Genomic DNA, 16,436 nt, shown 5'->3' on the forward strand with positions numbered 1-16,436 from the left:
CCCCTATAGATTTATTAATAGTTTTCTGGATAGAGCAATGCATAACCTAAATAACCAAACAATGAAACAATAATGATACCTATTACAACCCACATAATGAGACCCCCTTAATTGTCTACTTGCTTGTAACACCAAGCCGTTAGCCAATAGAGGCTAGCAAAACTTAGGATTAATGCAATGACCATATATAAATCCATCAAGTCGATCACTCCTTCTAATGATTTCATGGATAATCATAATGCAGTTAAAATTAATGTAGTGTTAGAAAAAGAGCTAATTGTATTAAAATGGTATTAAGATTCAATCTTAATACTGTCTTAATGCTAGTTGGGGCTATAATAAGAAGGAGGTGAAGATGGATGGAATACATGCGCCCTAATCCCGATGCTATTTTAGCTAAGGTAAAAAGACAGGAATTAAAAGAAGCATCGGGGAGCCTGAAGATATTTCTTGGGTATGCTGCTGGAGTAGGAAAAACATATTCAATGCTCGATACTGCCCATCAAGCAAAAAAGCTAGGTTTGGATGTAGTTGTTGGCTATGTTGAACCACATCCCCGACCAGAAACAGCTGCTTTGCTCGACGGACTTGAGATGGTTCCTACTAAAAAGATTCACTATAAAGGAAAGTCATTTGAAGAACTGGATATAGATGCAGTGCTTGAACGTAAACCTGATCTTGTACTGGTTGATGAACTAGCGCATACAAATGTTCCAACAATGCGCCATTTAAAACGATTCGGTGATGTTCAAGAATTATTAGCAAAAGGAATTCATGTTTATACAACTGTTAATATCCAACATATTGAGAGTCTTCATGATTTGGTTGAAGAAATTACGGGTGTGAAAGTAAATGAACGTATTCCAGATTATCTGATTGATAATGCTACACAAATTAAACTCGTAGATATTGAGCCTGATGATCTAATTCAAAGATTAAAAGAAGGCAAAATTTATCACACACAACAGGCTGAAAAAGCAATGCAACATTTTTTTCAAAAAGCTAACTTAATAGCACTCCGAGAAATAGCTTTACGTAGGACTGCCGATACAATTGATTATCAGAAAATGCAAGAAAGCTGTTCACTGTTCCATACCTCTCAAATTGAGGAACATATTTTAGTAGGTATCAGCAGTTCACCTACAAATGCGAAAGTAATCCGAACTGCAGCGAGACTTGCTCAAGCCTTACACGGAAAATTCACTGCACTTTATGTACATAACAAAGAAATGAAGGATGAAAACGAGGTTAATTTAGAAAGGTTACAGCAGCATATTAAACTAACGGAGCAACTTGGAGGCCATATAGTGACTGTACAAGAAGATGATGTTGCTGCAGCGCTAGCCAATTATGCTCAAATGAGTGGTGTTACAAAACTCGTTATCGGTAGAACAACTACAAAAAAACAGTGGTGGAAACCTAATTCAAAAATCGGAGATCGGCTCAACGAATTTGTGCCTAATTTAGCTATGTATATAGTACCTGACCAAGAAAACGAATCAATACGTTTCCCAGATGTACGATCACAACTAAAATTCAATTGGTATGACTTACTAAAAATGCTATTCATTTTTAGCTTGGCATCCTTAATTGGTTTGTTCTTTGCAAAAATAGGCGTAAGTGAAGCCAATATCATAACAATATACATTTTAGGCGTGTTAATACTTGCCATTTGGTCGACAAGCTGGGTATTTAGCATAATTAGTTCATTGATGGCCGTTCTTATTTTCAATTTTATATTCACTGAACCAAGGTTCTCATTTGAAGCATACAACAGAGATTATCCTATGACATTTTTCATCATGTTCATTTCTGGGATAATCACAAGTAGTTTGACTAGGAAAGTAAAAAAACAAGCTCTCGGTGCTGTACAGAAGTCATACCGAATGGAGGTTTTGCTTGAAACTAACCGTAAGCTACAACAAGCAAAATCGTTACAAGAAATTGTTACAGAGGGTATGTCACAAGTTGTAAAGCTTGTCGAAAAGCCAGCGATGTTTTTTGAGATAAACAATCAACAGATTATGCAAACATCATTTTTCCCAACCGATGTGATGACTAATTCAAAAAATAAAGAGTTGGAAAATCTATTTAATAATCGAAACGAGCGTGCTGTAGTAGCATGGGTTTCCAATAATAAGCAGGTGGCTGGTGTTTCTACTGATACGTTTCCTGGAGCAAGTTCTTATTATTTACCAGTTCTTTCTGGTGATGATGTCAAAGGAGTAATTGGTATTATGTTGTCGAAAGAAACACCACTACCTGCCTTTGAACGACATATTCTGCATGCGATTATGAATGATTTTTCGTTTGCTATTGATAAATGGTATTTACAGAAATCCAATGAGCAAGTTACACGGGAAGCTGAACTTGAGCAAATGCGAGCAAACTTTTTACGTGCCATCTCCCACGATTTAAGGACGCCACTTACGAGCATTTCAGGTAATGCTGATATATTATTAACCAAAAGCAGCCAAATTGACGATATGCAAAAAAAACAGCTATACCAAGATATTTACAGCAACTCAAAGTGGCTTGTACAAATGGTAGAGAATTTGCTTGCCGTTTCAAAGTTAGATGACGGGCAACTTGCGATTGAGATGAGACCCGAACTTGTTGAAGATATTATACAAGAGGCGCTCATGCATGTAGTTCGTAATGAACATACACATCAAATTCATTGTCATGTCGAGCCAGACTTGTTATTTGCTGTGATGGATGCACGACTTATCATTCAAGTGATTATCAATATTATTGATAATGCACTGACATATACTCCAGCAGGAAGTGAGATTATCTTATCTGCAAAGGAGCAGGGAGACTATGTGCATATAAGTATTAGCGATAATGGACCTGGCATTGATGATGCTCTAAAAACACGACTATTTGAACCTTTTACAATAGGGAAAAATTATCGTAGTGATAGCCGACGGGGTCTAGGGCTCGGCTTAGCACTATGCCAAACCATCCTAAGAGTACACGATAGTAAATTAACTGTTTCAGACAATAAACCAAAAGGTACCGTTTTTAGTTTTGTACTTCAAAAAGGAGTTGTCAATGTCAGTGAATAACCGAATTCTTGTTGTAGAAGATGATAAAGCTATTGGAAATTTGATTAAGATGACATTGAGTACGCAAGGCTATGAATACGATATTGCTATTGATGGTAAATCAGCATTGCAAAAGGTACTTTCAATGCCACCTGATGTAATTATCCTTGATCTTGGCCTACCAGATATGGATGGCATTGAAGTGATTAATAAAATTCGTGGATGGTCCCAAACTCCAATTATTATTGTCAGCGCACGTGGCGAGGAGCATGATAAAATTCACGCTCTCGATGCAGGGGCAGATGATTATGTGACAAAACCATTTAGCGTAGATGAACTACTGGCTCGAATTCGGGTAGCTCTTAGGAGAGTAAAGAAAGACAGTCTTCTAGATATGGAACTTCCCATATTTACTAATGGTAATTTGAAAATTGACTATTTAGCCAACACCGTATTTATTCGTGGAGAAGAAGTACATCTTACACCAATTGAGTACAAATTATTGGTCGTATTGGCCAAACATGTTGGAAAAGTATTGACGCACAATTTTCTATTGAAAGAAGTTTGGCAACAAGTATTACCATCTGATGTACCCAGTTTGCGGGTTTTCATGGCAACTTTACGCAAGAAAATTGAAGAGAATCCTGCAAACCCAAAGTATATTCAAACTCATGTACGTGTCGGGTACCGAATGCTTCGTTATGAGGACGAATAATGTAGAGAAAACATTTAATCTATAGGTAGAGCTTTAGCATCTAATACATTAAAAAGGCTATCTAATTAAGCAATTCCACTTAATTAGATAGCCTTTCGCTTCCTATAAAACTCAAGTCCTAACTCCCCTTATTGCGCCCTTCAGGGAACAAGACCTCCTCAAGTTCATCATCATCCGAAGACTCCGATAACTCAACACCGGAACGATACGCAGCACGAGTAATCAAATGTCCTGCTACAGGAGCTGTTAAAAACACAAATACAATACCAAGTATTAAACGAACACTTATATAGCCTTCATGCGCCCAAAAGTATAAGAACGCACCAAGAAGCGATAGTAGTACAGCTAATGTTGAACTCTTCGTGGCTGCATGTGAACGAGTATACACATCTGGCAAGCGAAGCAAACCAAATGCGCTAATTAAACTCATCAGACTACCACCTAAAATCAATAACACACCTGCCCACTCAATGATCGGATTTACGTTCAACTATAGTGCCCCTCTCTAGATATTTTGAAAATGCGATCGTCCCAATGAACGACAGAATCCCCAAAATCAAAATAACCTCTAGAAATGCCTTCGTCTTCAATACAATTGAAATAATCGCTATCATCGAAAGCAAATTAACACCAATCATATCAAGACCTACTACGCGATCTGGCATTGAAGGACCACGTAAAACTCTGTAAAACGCAACCATAATCGTCAATGCAAATAATGTTAGTGAAATGAGTAATATCGTCTCCTTCATTAGCGTGTCACCTCCATAATTGCTTTCTCAAAGTTACCAATTGAGCGTAGTACATCTGCCTTCGACTTTTCCAAATCCATCGCATGAATGTAGAAAAGGTCTCCTTCTGGCGATATTTCCATCACAACCGAACCAGGTGTCAACGTTAATAAAATTGAAAGAGTAGTAATTTCCAAATCACCATTTAAGGCTGTTTTATATGTGAAAATCCCAGGCTTTATCTTCAACTTCGGGCTACAAATCTGCTTCAGAACAAGTTCGCTAGATAATAACAGTTCCCATATAAAAAGAAACAGCAATTTAATAAGTGCAAACAATCTTTTTAAGTAAAATTGAGTTCCAAAAAAGCGATGCATCAAATACAATATTCCAATCCCAACAACAAATCCCGCCATAAATGTAGAGAAATACGGGGCATCTTCATCTTTCAATAACATCCATAGCACCGCGATAAATATATTCAATAAAAACTGTGCGGGCATCACGTCTCACCTCTTTCCTTCTTATTTTCCGCCGAGCACTGCATCAATATAAATTGATGGGTTAGCTAAAGTATTTGCCGCATCACTTACATAACTGGACAACCCCTCTGCTCCAAAGCCTAGTGCAATCGTACAAATTGCAAACAATACAATTGGAGTAAGCATTCTTTTCGGCAAAGGCGTTTCATCTTCAATACTTATAATTGTTTCGCCAAAAATAGCATTTAAGAAAATGCGCAATAATGAATACAACACAACAACACTCGAAATAAATGCCAGTGCTAATAATACATAAGAACCTGTCTCAATCAGTCCTTGTCCAATAAGTACCTTTCCTACAAATCCGCTAAGAGGCGGAATCCCAGCAAGTGATACCATTACAACAAAAAACATCCAACCAAAGACGGGGTAATTTCTTATCAAACCACTCATCTTGTCAAAACGCGTCTCTCCAGTTAAATAAATCATCGTACCAGCAAGTAAGAACAGCATAGCCTTCGCTATCATATCGTGCATTAAATAATAAATAGCCCCTTCAAAAGCCGCTTCTGTCGAAACGCTAAGCCCAATCAATACGAAGCCCACAGCAATGACAACATTATACGCAACAATTTGACGTATATCTTTATACGCTAAAGCCCCTAAGCAACCTGCAATGATCGTCACTGCGGCCATACCTTTAATGAGCATATGCGTCACTTCCGGCTGGTGGATGAAAATAAGGGTGAACATACGGAACAAGGCGTAAATCCCAACCTTAGTTAAAAGAGCTCCAAACAAAGCTGCCACAGCAGTAGGAGGCACACTATATGAACCTGGCAACCAGAAAAATAAAAGTAGACCAGCTTTTAATGCAAAGACAACTAGAAAAAGTAACGCTATTGTCGTCAAAATAGGGTCTTGCCCAGCTTCAGCAACTCGCTCTGCTAAATGCGCCATATTCAATGTTCCTAATGTACCGTATAAATACGCAAGTGCTACTAAGAAAAACCAAGAAGCCAATACATTTATTAGTACATATTTCAATGACTCACGTAGCTGTGCCTTTTCCCCTCCAAGCGTAATAAGTACGTACGATGCCAACAACATCACTTCAAAACAAACAAATAAGTTAAAAATATCTCCTGTTAAAAACGAACCATTTACACCCGCTACTAGCAATAGTACGAATGGATAAAAAAACATGTTTTCTCGTTTCTCACCAATAGACGAAAACGCATAAAGCAAACAAATGGCTGTCACAATACTCGTTGTTAATACAAGTAATACAGCAAAAGAATCTGCAACAAATAAAATACCGAACGGTGGCTTCCAACCACCAAAATCAAGTCGCATAATACCCGTCTCTTGAATTCTTCCAAGCATTATCACACTTACAACAGCTATTGCTACCATCGTCAACAGACTAATCACACGTTGTGTCTTCACATATGGACGTAAAAACACGAGTGCGATACCAAGCATAATTGGTAAAATTAAAGGAATTACTACAATGTTATTCATTCTCTGGCCCTCGCAATCCTTCCAAGTCATCTGTTCCATTGGATTGATATGTGCGATAAGCTAGTACCAAAACAAAAGCTGTCACAGCAAAGCTAATAACAATTGCTGTTAAAATTAATGCCTGTGGCAGTGCATCTGTATATGGAGCTTCCGCTTCTTTCAATAGCGGTACATTACCCTTTTTAACACCAGCAATTGTTAATATTAATAAATGGACTGCATGCGATAATACAGCAGTTCCTAAAATCACTCGGATTAAATTTTTCGAGAGGATTAAATACGTAGCGACTGCAATTAGCACACCGATTAATAAAATCATTAATGTTTCCATCGTCTACTCATCCTCACTTATGCTTAAAATTATGGTAACAACGACACCAATAACGGTCATTGCCACACCTGCTTCAAATAATACAACAGAGGCTAATTCCGTTTCTCCAAAAATCGGTAAATTCAATTTCATAGCAGCCTGTGTCATGAAATCTTTGCCGAAAATGACTGAGGCAAAACCCGTCCCTGTAGCTATCAACACGCCCAGTGCTGCAACTAATTTAAAATCAAACGGCATGCCTTTATGCACTGTCTCAATATCTGAAGTTAAGTACATTAATACAATTGCAGATGCAAGTACCAGCCCCCCGATAAAGCCTCCTCCTGGAGAATAATGCCCTGAGAAGAATAGATAAACGGACAATGTCAAAATGATAAAGACGACAATTTTTGTTACCGTCCGCAAAATTACATCATTAATTTTCATTGTCTGTATCCTCCTTTCTCGCCTTCAGTTTAATCAGTGTATAAACACCTAAACCGGCAATAAAGAGAACAACCACTTCAAGCATCGTATCAAAACCACGGAAATCACCTAAGATCGTATTAACGATATTGGCGCCTCCGGCTAGCTCGTATGCATTCTCAAAATAAGAAGAAATTGAATCAAATTCATCATAGTACATTACTGCAAATGACATCACCACTACAAGCGCACCTACTGCACCAGCGACTACTGCATTACTTATCTTCACTGACCTTGAAGAATCTTCTCGTTTCCATTCTGGTAAGAATGAAAAACAAAGTAAAAATAGCACTGTAGTCACGGACTCCACAATAAGCTGTGTCAAAGCTAGATCTGGTGCTCTGAAAATAACAAAGAAAATGGATACACCGAAGCCAATGACCCCGTTTAATAAAGTAGCCGTTAATCGTGACTTCGCAAAAAGCATAGATATGCCAGCTAACAACATCACAATGATTAACATAAATTCATAAATCTCAACTGGTGCATCATTTGCACTACTATACGCAAATCCACCACTAAATAAGAAATAACCTCCAACCGCTACAATGAAAAATAAATAGATATAAAGGACATATTTCCTTAATGAACCCGTCATATAACTAGTTGTCACCTTATTTGAACCACTTTCTAGTCCCTCTAATAAATGCCTGAATAGCTCATTAAACGAAAAACTATATGGGAATAAACGATACACAGGCTTCCACGTTTTTAATTTTCTGTACAACATTACCCCAACAATAACGACTCCAATCGTCATGAGTAATTCCGTATTAATACCATGCCAAGCATGAATTTTAGGCGTCAGTACTTCAGCAGGAGCAAATCCTGGATAAATACTTGCCATTGCAGGTTTCAAAATGTATTGACCGAGAACATTTGGAAAAATGAATATTCCTACAACAAACACACATAAAATAATTGGAGAGACGAGCATTCCTATTGGTGCCTCGTGAATCAGTTTCCCCTCACTTTTCTCATAAGGTTTACCGAAGAATGTTTTGAAGATGATGATCATGCAATATACAAAGGTGAAAATACTCGCTACCCATGCTACAACAGGGAATAAAATCCCTATACTACTGATTGAAAAGATATCAAGTTCTCGCATATGGATTGCTGCCGCAAAGAACATCTCTTTACTTAAGAAACCATTAAATGGTGGCATACCAGCCATCGACAAACTGCCAATGACAGCCACCGTAAACGTCAGAGGCATTAATGACATTAAGCCTCCAAGCCTCCGCACATCACGTGTACCTAACTCGTGATCCACTATTCCTACCATCATAAATAATGCACCTTTAAAAGTTGAGTGGTTTACTAAATGGAAAAGTGCAGCAAAAGTTGCTTGTGTATAAATAATAGTAGAGTCCGAATAACCCAGCTTAAAGGCAACTGAACCCATACCAAACAAACTCATAATAAGTCCTAATTGACTGACGGTTGAAAATGCGAGTAATGCTTTTAAATCCGTTTGTTTCACCGCATTAAACGAACCCCAGAACAACGTCACAAGCCCAGCTACAGTTACAAGCCAAAACCAAATCGCATCTCCACCAAAAATAGGAGTTAACCGAGCAACTAAGTATATTCCAGCTTTCACCATAGTAGCGGAATGTAAATAAGCACTAACGGGCGTTGGGGCTTCCATTGCATCTGGCAACCATATATGGAATGGGAACTGTGCAGATTTTGTAAAAGCTCCAAATAATATTAATATCATTGCAGGAACAAACAGCTGATGGTCCGTGAATTGACTTACATTACGTATGATTTCATGCACACTATATGAACCCGTCATCATGTGCAACATAATAAAACCAACAAGCATCGAAACGCCGCCAGTAACTGTTATGAGCATCGCTTTTTGTGCACCAGCACGCGAAGCTTTACGATGATGCCAAAACGCAATAAGCAGGAATGAAGAAACACTTGTAAGCTCCCAAAAAGCGTACAACACCATTAAATTATCGGAAAATACGACGCCAAGCATAGCGCCCATAAAAAGGAGTAAATAGCAGTAAAAATGTTGAAGGGATTCTTTAGCAGATAAATAGAAAATGGAATATAAAATAACTAAGCTACCTACACCAGTGATAAGAAGTCCGAAAATCATACTTAATCCATCTAAATATGTTGTAAAGTTTATATCTAAAGAAGGAATCCAGTTATACGTATGAGAATAAGTATGACCTTCCGCCACAAACGGAATTAATCGAACTAGCATTATAAAAATAATGACAGGTACAGCTAATACAAGCCAGCCTATATGTAGTTTTGTAAAACGCCTATATAGTATTGGAATAAGTATTGCCATCAAAAACGGTATTACAATTGCCAAATTTATTGTCAAAATTCCAAACCTCCTTGTTGCAGTATTCTAAAATCATGTGAATTTTAACTTGAAATGATTAATTGATGGCAAAATACATACCACCATATTAAGAGGCCAGATTAAGGCTCTTATAGTGCTTTATTAATGAAAGAATGCAGAATTAGAGGTAAAACAATACGTGGTAAAAAACTAATATTACATCTATTTAATATCTATGAACGCATATTATGGCGATAATATATTTAAAAGGATATAACGAGATTACCTGTAAATTATACAATATTTTCTCGGTTATTTCACTTTTATGCTACTCGAATCATCATAATAGACAACCTTAACACAATAAATAGTCATAAAATTGTTAATTTTTCTTTATCAATATTAAAAAAAGACGAGTTTTCTATAGACATAACCTCAATCATGTCATAAAAAACCCGCCGTAATAATAAATCCTCTTTATCTTAATTTATGATTAACTTTTCCATCTTTCTCTTCTCTATTTCTTTCATTTCTTTTGCTGTTTTAACCTTATCATATAGTTCTGAAGATACCTCAATCGAATATCTACCTTCAAAGATTACTTTTTTCAGTTCATCGATTGTTGAACATTCTTGTCCAAGCTCATTTACAATACAACCATATTGCATAAAATGATGCGTATCACTGCCACCAACAACTGGTTTTTTAAGATTTTCTGCGAAACCATATACTTTTTCAGAATTTTCATCAATACCCTGTTGATATAAGTCTTTTCCATTTAAATCGAATGCATCTAACCTACAAAGCAATTGTGGATCTAACTCATTCAATGGCGTACTATCCCTAAATGGATGAGCACCTATTTTCAAAAGATTATATGCTTCAGCTTTTTCAAGTAACTGTTCAAATTCAATAAAGCTATTTTTTTCTGTAAACGGTTCAAGGACTATACGTAGTTCACGAATATCTGTACGATTACCAATTAATAAAATATGTCCTACTTCTCTAATATCCACTTCCATTGCCGGAAAGACCTTTATGCCGTCAATTAAATAATATTCATTTTCATAAACAAATGTTTGATCTAACGTATCATATACATCCATAAAATTTCGTGTATTAAAATGTTCAGTTAGTGCAAATCCATCAAGTCCATTTTCCTTTGCTACTTTTACCATGTTCACAAAATACTCTAAAGAAAATTCCACCTTTTTCGAAAGCTTACCATGTGTATGAAAATCAAAATTCATTATTTCTCTCTCCTTTTCAAATCAAACTAATTAAACGCACTAACTAGAAACACTGCAGTTACATAAAATACTGAAGATGATATAAAAATCATATCGTTTCTACCAAATGCAAAATATGCCGTTTTCAACTTTTTCACAGCAGGATTATTTATAGAATAACTGAACCCTTTTGTTTCTAATGCTTCTACAGTCGTTCTTGACCTTTTTGCTCCATTCAATATAAGTGGATAAAAAGAAAGCACAAGCATTTTCATGTAGTAATATATTGAACGCCAATAGAGGAAACCATGTGAATCTGGTGCTTTGCCACGAAGTCGATACGACAGCATGACTTGTTCCAATTCTTCCATTAACGTTGGTAGAATCCGATATCCATATGCAACACTAAATGAAACTTGCCCTGGTACGCCCATACTCAGCAGAGCATCACTAAATTTTTCAGGATCCAAACTTGTAAAAACAGCAACGCTGGCAAGTGATATAACTGCGAGTTTTATTGTTAACCAAAACATCGGTAAAATTGAGGACAAATCACCTCCAAAGAATAATGAGATGATAAATAACACGCCAATTTCACTCAGTAATCCAACCCCCATAATTACTATAATTAGCGGGCTTACTCGTGCAAGCAATGTCATAGCAACCATAAACACTAAAAATCCAACCAGTACTACTTTGTTATGAATAAACCATGGAGCAATACCGAAGAATAAGTACCAAATAATTATTGTCCTAGGGTCTAGCCGTCCTAGATACGTATCCCCGCTACCATAAGCAGTTTTTAATAATTCTCCTTTTACATATTCAATTGAAATTTTTTCACGCAAATTCTTCACAATATTCAGAAATACCTCCTTCCACTTTTTTCACATTCCATCTACTCGCAAAATCTGCAACTGTGTAGCATAAAGGATTCATATGTAACGCATTGCTTAGCTGTAAGATTTGTGGTGAAGAGAGTCCTGCCTTTTGCATTAAATCCTCATCCCCAAACACTTCTTGACGATTTCCATCACAAATAATTGTCCCTTTATTCATTACAACAATTCGATTTGCCCATTCTGATACAAGCTGCATATCATGTGTCGCAACAACTACCGTTTGGACATGTTTTTTCAACTTTTCTAGCATATGAACGACTTGTTTTTTTGTTGCAATATCTAAATTTGCTGTAGGTTCATCCAACAAAATAATGGATGGTTTCATCGCAGCACCTATAGCAAGTGATACTCTCCTTTGCTGACCACCACTTAGCAGTCGCCCATCACGATGTTGAATTTCGGTTAGTGAAAAGTCCTCTAATAGCTGATCAACTAATTTTTCGTAATCAGGTACTTTCCGAACTTTTAAATAAAATTCGATATCTTTTCTAACAGAATCATCTATAAACATTTCTTCTGGATTTTGATATACAAATGACACAATATCCCCAAGTCGTTCAGCAGATGTATTTGCTGTCTTCAACTCTTGTATGAATACGTCCCCCTCAGTCGGCTTATTAATCCCCGTAATGAGTTTCATCAATGAAGATTTTCCTGCTCCATTATTGCCAACAAGAGCAACCATATCCCCCTCATGCAGATTCAGGTTAATATTAGACAACACTTGCTTCTTCTGTTTTTTAAACGTGCGGTATTGTAACGAAACATTATTAAATTGAACTATTTTCTTTTCTTTCTTTAACAACCTTTGGGATATCTCAGCACTCTCATCTATGTCGTTGTTTTCAACCTTCCCCTTATGGAAATGCTTCACAGCATCATCTACTGTAATTGGATAATAGGAATCCTTCTTCAAAAAATCATCAAGTAAATATGCTGCTTGTGTAACTTGTGGTGGATAAATACTATGGCCAATTAACTCACTTACTTGAGACAAAGCATCCTTAACACACTTTTTCCATAAAACTTTTCCTCTTTCCATTAAAACAACTTGTTCACAATATTTTGCAATGAATTCTGTATGATGTTCAATTACAATAATTGTTATGCCGTGATCTTTATTCAACTTTTTCAAGATGTCATATACTTCTTCTGCATGTTGCGGATCCAATTGTGCAACGGGCTCATCAACGATTAGTATTTTAGGCTTCATTGCCAATACTCCAGCTAGTGCTAGTAAATGCTTTTGTCCACCACTTAATTGCCAAATAAATTCGTTTCTTAGAGGAGTTAAACCTGTTACTTTTAATGCCCACTCTCCTCTTTCTTTATAATCTGCTAGTCCATAATTTAGTGGTACAAAACTAGCATCCTCGATGACCGTTGGGCGCATCAACTGATTTTCAAAGTCTTGATATACATAGCCAATATCCTTAGATAATTGTGCAACCGTGTAATCAGCAGTTAACATTTCTTGAACTAGTACTTCTCCTTCAAAATCACCTACATAAAACTTAGGAATCAGTCCATTAAACGTTTTACATAACGTTGATTTCCCTGATCCGTTACCTCCAATAATCGCTAGAAATTCACCTTCATTAATTGTTAAACTAGCATTATTTAATACAGTGTTTTCAGCTCCAGGATACGTGAATGAAACATTTTTTAATTGAACAATCGGTTTAACCAAAGTCGTTAATCTCCTTTGATTTATTTTTAGATTTTTTTATCATAAATATAATAGTGAGAATTGAGAGAATTGCAGCTATGCCTATAATGATCCAAATAAATCCTTCTCCAAACATTTCTATGAAGTCTGGCTCCCACTCTCCGATATTCCACTCTGATTCTGATAAAAACTCAGTTAAAATAGCAATTGCAGATAGTACTACTCCACCTATTATTAGTTTAGGTGTGACCACTTCACGGATTGAATAATTTAATTTGTTATTTCTAGGTTTCATACCAAGTAAAGGTTCTATTTTCCCATATAGTCTTGGAACAAGATAAAGTGTTGGAAGTAAGGCAAACAAAGTCCCGGAGAATAGTAGATCATTCAAAAGTGCAACACCTTCAATAAGAACAACACTTTCTGTTAAACCAGGCACTGCTTCTAATTCTTCAATTCCAACCCAGACTTTTGCAACATCCACAATAAATCCTAAAAGATGGAAAACTATGAGACCTGAAAAAACTGCCACTCCAACTTGTAAACGATTCAATGGATTCCTTACTAGTATCCCAGCGATATACATTCCCAATGAAAATATAATGAACTTCTCAAGTTCTCCAATTCCACCAAATTGACCGAGCATTAATTCACCAAAGACAATTTCTCCTAGTGATGCACCGACAGCCGCGTAGAATGGATGAAATAAAATACAAAGGGTTAAAGGGATAAATGCAAAGTATTCAACGGATAACTCAATTGGCCCAAGTTGTATTTTAGGAATCAACTCAGTAAACATATTTGAGAGACCATATAAAGACATGGATAAAATAAAAACCATCATTTTTTGCGATTGAGTCAATTGAAATGAATTTTGTTTTGTCATTACTAACTCCTCCTTTATTTGTTAATCTAAATGATACAGAGGAAATATTAAGCAATTGTTAATACAATTAGAAAGTTATGTAAATAATTTTTCATTTCATTTTTTATGAAAAATACTTTTCACTAAATATGATAGTATATGAGAAAATAAATAATATGTATAAGAAGGCATATAATATTAGGAGCGATGAAAATGAATACTCATAATTGGCCACTAGAAAATTTAACACCTAATCAAAAAATCCTAGCAGATTATATACAAAAAAATATGACTAGTATTCTATATTCGACAGAAACGGAGATTGCCGACCAACTTAATTTAAGCAACGCTACAGTTTCTCGATTTTGGAAAACAATTGGCTACAGAAATTTTAAAGATTTTAAAAATAACCTTAAGGAGCATATTGAAATATCACCTGCTAATAAGCTTGAAAATATTATGCAACAAGTCGAAACTAGTGATTTGCAAACTCAAATGTTAAAACTTAGTACACATCATTTAGAAGAAACATTGCTCCACTTTTCATCAGAAAACTTTCAAAAGGCCATTGATGCTTTAGTAATGTCAAAGAAGATATATATCTACAGCCCTGGCCCTTCAGAAGGTCTTGGGAAATTAATAGATTTCAGACTTTCGCGTTTTGGTCTTTCAATTTATTACATGCCTAAAAGTGGACATGAGATTTTTGAATCATTAGTACATCTAACAGATCAAGATGTCGTACTTATATTTGGTTTTGTTAAGTTACATCCGGAAACAAAAGTTATTTTAGATTACTCGAAAGAAGTTGGGGCTAAATCTATTGTCATGACTGATTGTCTGATCTCAGATTTCAATACAACTGCGGACATTATTTTATTTTCAAGTAGAGGTGAGTTATGGGAGTTCCATTCAATGATTGCCCCCACCTTTTTAATAGAAAATTTAATTATTGGTGTAGGAAAAGAGTTGAAGGAAAATTCTATTTCAAAACTTGAAGAATTAAATTCATTACGCAGTAAATATAAAGATTTATTGCCTAGATAATTTTTAATTTAATTTATTATTGTTTACCTTTCCTGCCCTTTCCTTATAACCTTTTATTAAACAATAAATTTTTACATATTTGGGCACTTGACTATAAATGTGAGTACCATCATAATAAGAAGCCATATGGATACATATTGGGTATTCGTGATTATTTTGAAGAAAAAGAGTCAACTCTAAAAGTGATAAATAACGGATTATTCCTATATGCGTAAAGAAACGTAGGATAAATAATAAAACGATTATATTAAATATGCTGTTAAACAACGATTTTCTGTATAAACTATTTGTGAAATCATTACACTGACACAGTCTGCTATTTATATTGTTGCTTCAACTAATCGTATAAAATTTAGACAATTTCATATAAAGAAACAAAATACTAAACACGAGGTGTGAACTGCCGTGAAACATTTAAGAGGACGTATGGACGAGAGTATTTTAGTTTGTGCATACTACGGAGCAAACGGAGAAAGATTGATTCGCAGAGGGTATAAAATGGCTAAAATGCTAGATTGTCCACTCTATATTCTAACGGTTGATCCACAGCCATTCGATAACTTCGATGCTGAAAAGGTTGAATATCTTAACAATTGGCAACAACTTGCTGAAGAGCTAGAGGTAGAGGAATTTATCATTCGCGACAACGAGAAAAAGCCAATACAAAATGTTATTGCAGAGGTTGCACACCAATACAACATCACACAGGTCGTTATTGGACAAACTGCACAAAGTCGTTGGGAGGAAATTACGAAAGGTTCCTTTATGAACTTACTTCTTAAAACAATCTCCTTTGTCGATTTACATGTCGTTTCTGTTGAACGTCACGTCCGCAATGAAGAAGATGCGATGTTCGAAAAAGGTGTTCGAGCATATTTACTAGAGGACGGAAACGATTATAAAGTAAGCTTTACATGCTCAAAAAACATATATTACGAAGGTATATTCTTCAAAGAAATTGGTACTGATTTTGACAATGGTATCTTCAAGTTTATGCATGAAAACAAAATGCATGAGGTACATATCTCTGAAAATCAAGTAACAGATTCAACGAAAATTCCAAGTAAATCTCGCCAATAATAAAAGCTGTCTAAATGGTTATTTAATGA

16 protein-coding genes are annotated in these 16,436 nt (G+C 35.8%); 4 read left to right on the plus strand and 12 right to left on the minus strand.

Going from position 1 to position 16,436, the window contains the following annotated elements:
* Positions 1–14: 14 nt before the first annotated feature.
* The gene (gene kdpF / locus MHH85_RS22325) at positions 15–95 is read right to left on the minus strand and encodes a K(+)-transporting ATPase subunit F (protein WP_076034203.1); all 81 of its coding nucleotides are present in this window, start codon (positions 93–95) and stop codon (positions 15–17) included.
* A 264-nt stretch (positions 96–359) separates the two neighbouring features.
* On the opposite strand from kdpF, the gene MHH85_RS18885 reads away from it, so the two are divergent.
* Both MHH85_RS18885 and MHH85_RS18890 read left to right on the plus strand, forming a co-directional pair.
* A complete protein-coding gene (locus MHH85_RS18885) occupies positions 360–3,071 on the plus strand; it encodes a sensor histidine kinase KdpD (RefSeq protein ID WP_340708079.1) in 2,712 nt (903 codons plus the stop codon).
* On the plus strand, positions 3,064–3,765 hold the full coding sequence (locus MHH85_RS18890; RefSeq protein WP_340708205.1) for a response regulator transcription factor: 702 nt from the start codon (positions 3,064–3,066) through the stop codon (positions 3,763–3,765). The genes MHH85_RS18885 and MHH85_RS18890 overlap by 8 nt, the downstream gene beginning before the upstream one ends.
* Positions 3,766–3,883: 118 nt before the next feature.
* Here MHH85_RS18890 and MHH85_RS18895 read toward each other — a convergent pair whose 3' ends face one another.
* The 11 genes from MHH85_RS18895 to MHH85_RS18945 all read right to left on the minus strand — a co-directional run bounded on the left by MHH85_RS18895 (position 3,884) and on the right by MHH85_RS18945 (position 14,301).
* Positions 3,884–4,255, minus strand: coding sequence for a Na+/H+ antiporter subunit G (locus tag MHH85_RS18895; RefSeq protein WP_053418227.1), 372 nt, complete (start codon positions 4,253–4,255; stop codon positions 3,884–3,886).
* Entirely contained in the window at positions 4,233–4,517 is a 285-nt protein-coding gene (locus tag MHH85_RS18900; protein WP_038180787.1) for a Na(+)/H(+) antiporter subunit F1, read from the minus strand. Before MHH85_RS18900 ends, MHH85_RS18895 begins: the two co-directional genes overlap by 23 nt.
* Entirely contained in the window at positions 4,517–4,999 is a 483-nt protein-coding gene (locus MHH85_RS18905) for a Na+/H+ antiporter subunit E (protein ID WP_193738050.1), read from the minus strand. Before MHH85_RS18905 ends, MHH85_RS18900 begins: the two co-directional genes overlap by 1 nt.
* 21 nt (positions 5,000–5,020) lie before the next feature.
* A complete protein-coding gene (locus MHH85_RS18910; protein WP_053418229.1) occupies positions 5,021–6,502 on the minus strand; it encodes a Na+/H+ antiporter subunit D in 1,482 nt (493 codons plus the stop codon).
* The gene (locus MHH85_RS18915) at positions 6,495–6,833 is read right to left on the minus strand and encodes a Na(+)/H(+) antiporter subunit C (protein WP_340708080.1); all 339 of its coding nucleotides are present in this window, start codon (positions 6,831–6,833) and stop codon (positions 6,495–6,497) included. Before MHH85_RS18915 ends, MHH85_RS18910 begins: the two co-directional genes overlap by 8 nt.
* A gap of 3 nt (positions 6,834–6,836) precedes the next feature.
* Positions 6,837–7,259: a Na(+)/H(+) antiporter subunit B gene (locus tag MHH85_RS18920; protein ID WP_038180798.1), complete on the minus strand. Its 423-nt coding sequence runs from the start codon at positions 7,257–7,259 to the stop codon at positions 6,837–6,839.
* Positions 7,249–9,657 carry a Na+/H+ antiporter subunit A gene (locus tag MHH85_RS18925; protein ID WP_340708206.1) on the minus strand — a complete coding sequence of 803 codons (2,409 nt, stop codon included), beginning with the start codon at positions 9,655–9,657 and terminating at the stop codon, positions 7,249–7,251. The genes MHH85_RS18920 and MHH85_RS18925 overlap by 11 nt, the downstream gene beginning before the upstream one ends.
* 440 nt (positions 9,658–10,097) lie before the next feature.
* Positions 10,098–10,865: a PHP-associated domain-containing protein gene (locus tag MHH85_RS18930; RefSeq protein WP_340708081.1), complete on the minus strand. Its 768-nt coding sequence runs from the start codon at positions 10,863–10,865 to the stop codon at positions 10,098–10,100.
* A 26-nt stretch (positions 10,866–10,891) separates the two neighbouring features.
* Positions 10,892–11,701: an energy-coupling factor transporter transmembrane component T family protein gene (locus MHH85_RS18935; protein WP_340708082.1), complete on the minus strand. Its 810-nt coding sequence runs from the start codon at positions 11,699–11,701 to the stop codon at positions 10,892–10,894.
* Positions 11,685–13,436, minus strand: coding sequence for an ABC transporter ATP-binding protein (locus MHH85_RS18940; RefSeq protein WP_340708083.1), 1,752 nt, complete (start codon positions 13,434–13,436; stop codon positions 11,685–11,687). Before MHH85_RS18940 ends, MHH85_RS18935 begins: the two co-directional genes overlap by 17 nt.
* Positions 13,429–14,301, minus strand: coding sequence for a cell division protein FtsQ (locus tag MHH85_RS18945; RefSeq protein ID WP_340708084.1), 873 nt, complete (start codon positions 14,299–14,301; stop codon positions 13,429–13,431). The genes MHH85_RS18940 and MHH85_RS18945 overlap by 8 nt, the downstream gene beginning before the upstream one ends.
* Before the next feature lie 192 nt (positions 14,302–14,493).
* Here MHH85_RS18945 and MHH85_RS18950 point away from each other — a divergent pair, with 192 nt between their 5' ends.
* Both MHH85_RS18950 and MHH85_RS18955 read left to right on the plus strand, forming a co-directional pair.
* Complete coding sequence (locus tag MHH85_RS18950) at positions 14,494–15,327, plus strand: MurR/RpiR family transcriptional regulator (protein WP_340708085.1); 834 nt, start codon at positions 14,494–14,496, stop codon at positions 15,325–15,327.
* Between the two features lie 405 nt (positions 15,328–15,732).
* On the plus strand, positions 15,733–16,407 hold the full coding sequence (locus MHH85_RS18955) for a universal stress protein (protein WP_193738045.1): 675 nt from the start codon (positions 15,733–15,735) through the stop codon (positions 16,405–16,407).
* Positions 16,408–16,436 lie beyond the last annotated feature (29 nt).

Source organism: Viridibacillus sp. FSL E2-0187 (genome assembly GCF_038006425.1).
GTDB classification, from domain to species: domain Bacteria; phylum Bacillota; class Bacilli; order Bacillales_A; family Planococcaceae; genus Viridibacillus; species Viridibacillus arvi.

Coding starts and splice junctions, on each gene's coding strand:
- MHH85_RS18905 (WP_193738050.1), bottom strand. CDS start 4,999: ATGCCCGCACAGTTTTTATTGAATATATTTATCGCGGTGCTATGGATG.
- MHH85_RS18950 (WP_340708085.1), top strand. CDS start 14,494: ATGAATACTCATAATTGGCCACTAGAAAATTTAACACCTAATCAAAAA.
- MHH85_RS18920 (WP_038180798.1), bottom strand. CDS start 7,259: ATGAAAATTAATGATGTAATTTTGCGGACGGTAACAAAAATTGTCGTC.
- MHH85_RS18885 (WP_340708079.1), top strand. CDS start 360: ATGGAATACATGCGCCCTAATCCCGATGCTATTTTAGCTAAGGTAAAA.
- MHH85_RS18945 (WP_340708084.1), bottom strand. CDS start 14,301: ATGACAAAACAAAATTCATTTCAATTGACTCAATCGCAAAAAATGATG.
- MHH85_RS18930 (WP_340708081.1), bottom strand. CDS start 10,865: ATGAATTTTGATTTTCATACACATGGTAAGCTTTCGAAAAAGGTGGAA.
- MHH85_RS18915 (WP_340708080.1), bottom strand. CDS start 6,833: ATGGAAACATTAATGATTTTATTAATCGGTGTGCTAATTGCAGTCGCT.
- MHH85_RS18900 (WP_038180787.1), bottom strand. CDS start 4,517: ATGAAGGAGACGATATTACTCATTTCACTAACATTATTTGCATTGACG.
- MHH85_RS18910 (WP_053418229.1), bottom strand. CDS start 6,502: ATGAATAACATTGTAGTAATTCCTTTAATTTTACCAATTATGCTTGGT.
- kdpF (WP_076034203.1), bottom strand. CDS start 95: ATGTGGGTTGTAATAGGTATCATTATTGTTTCATTGTTTGGTTATTTA.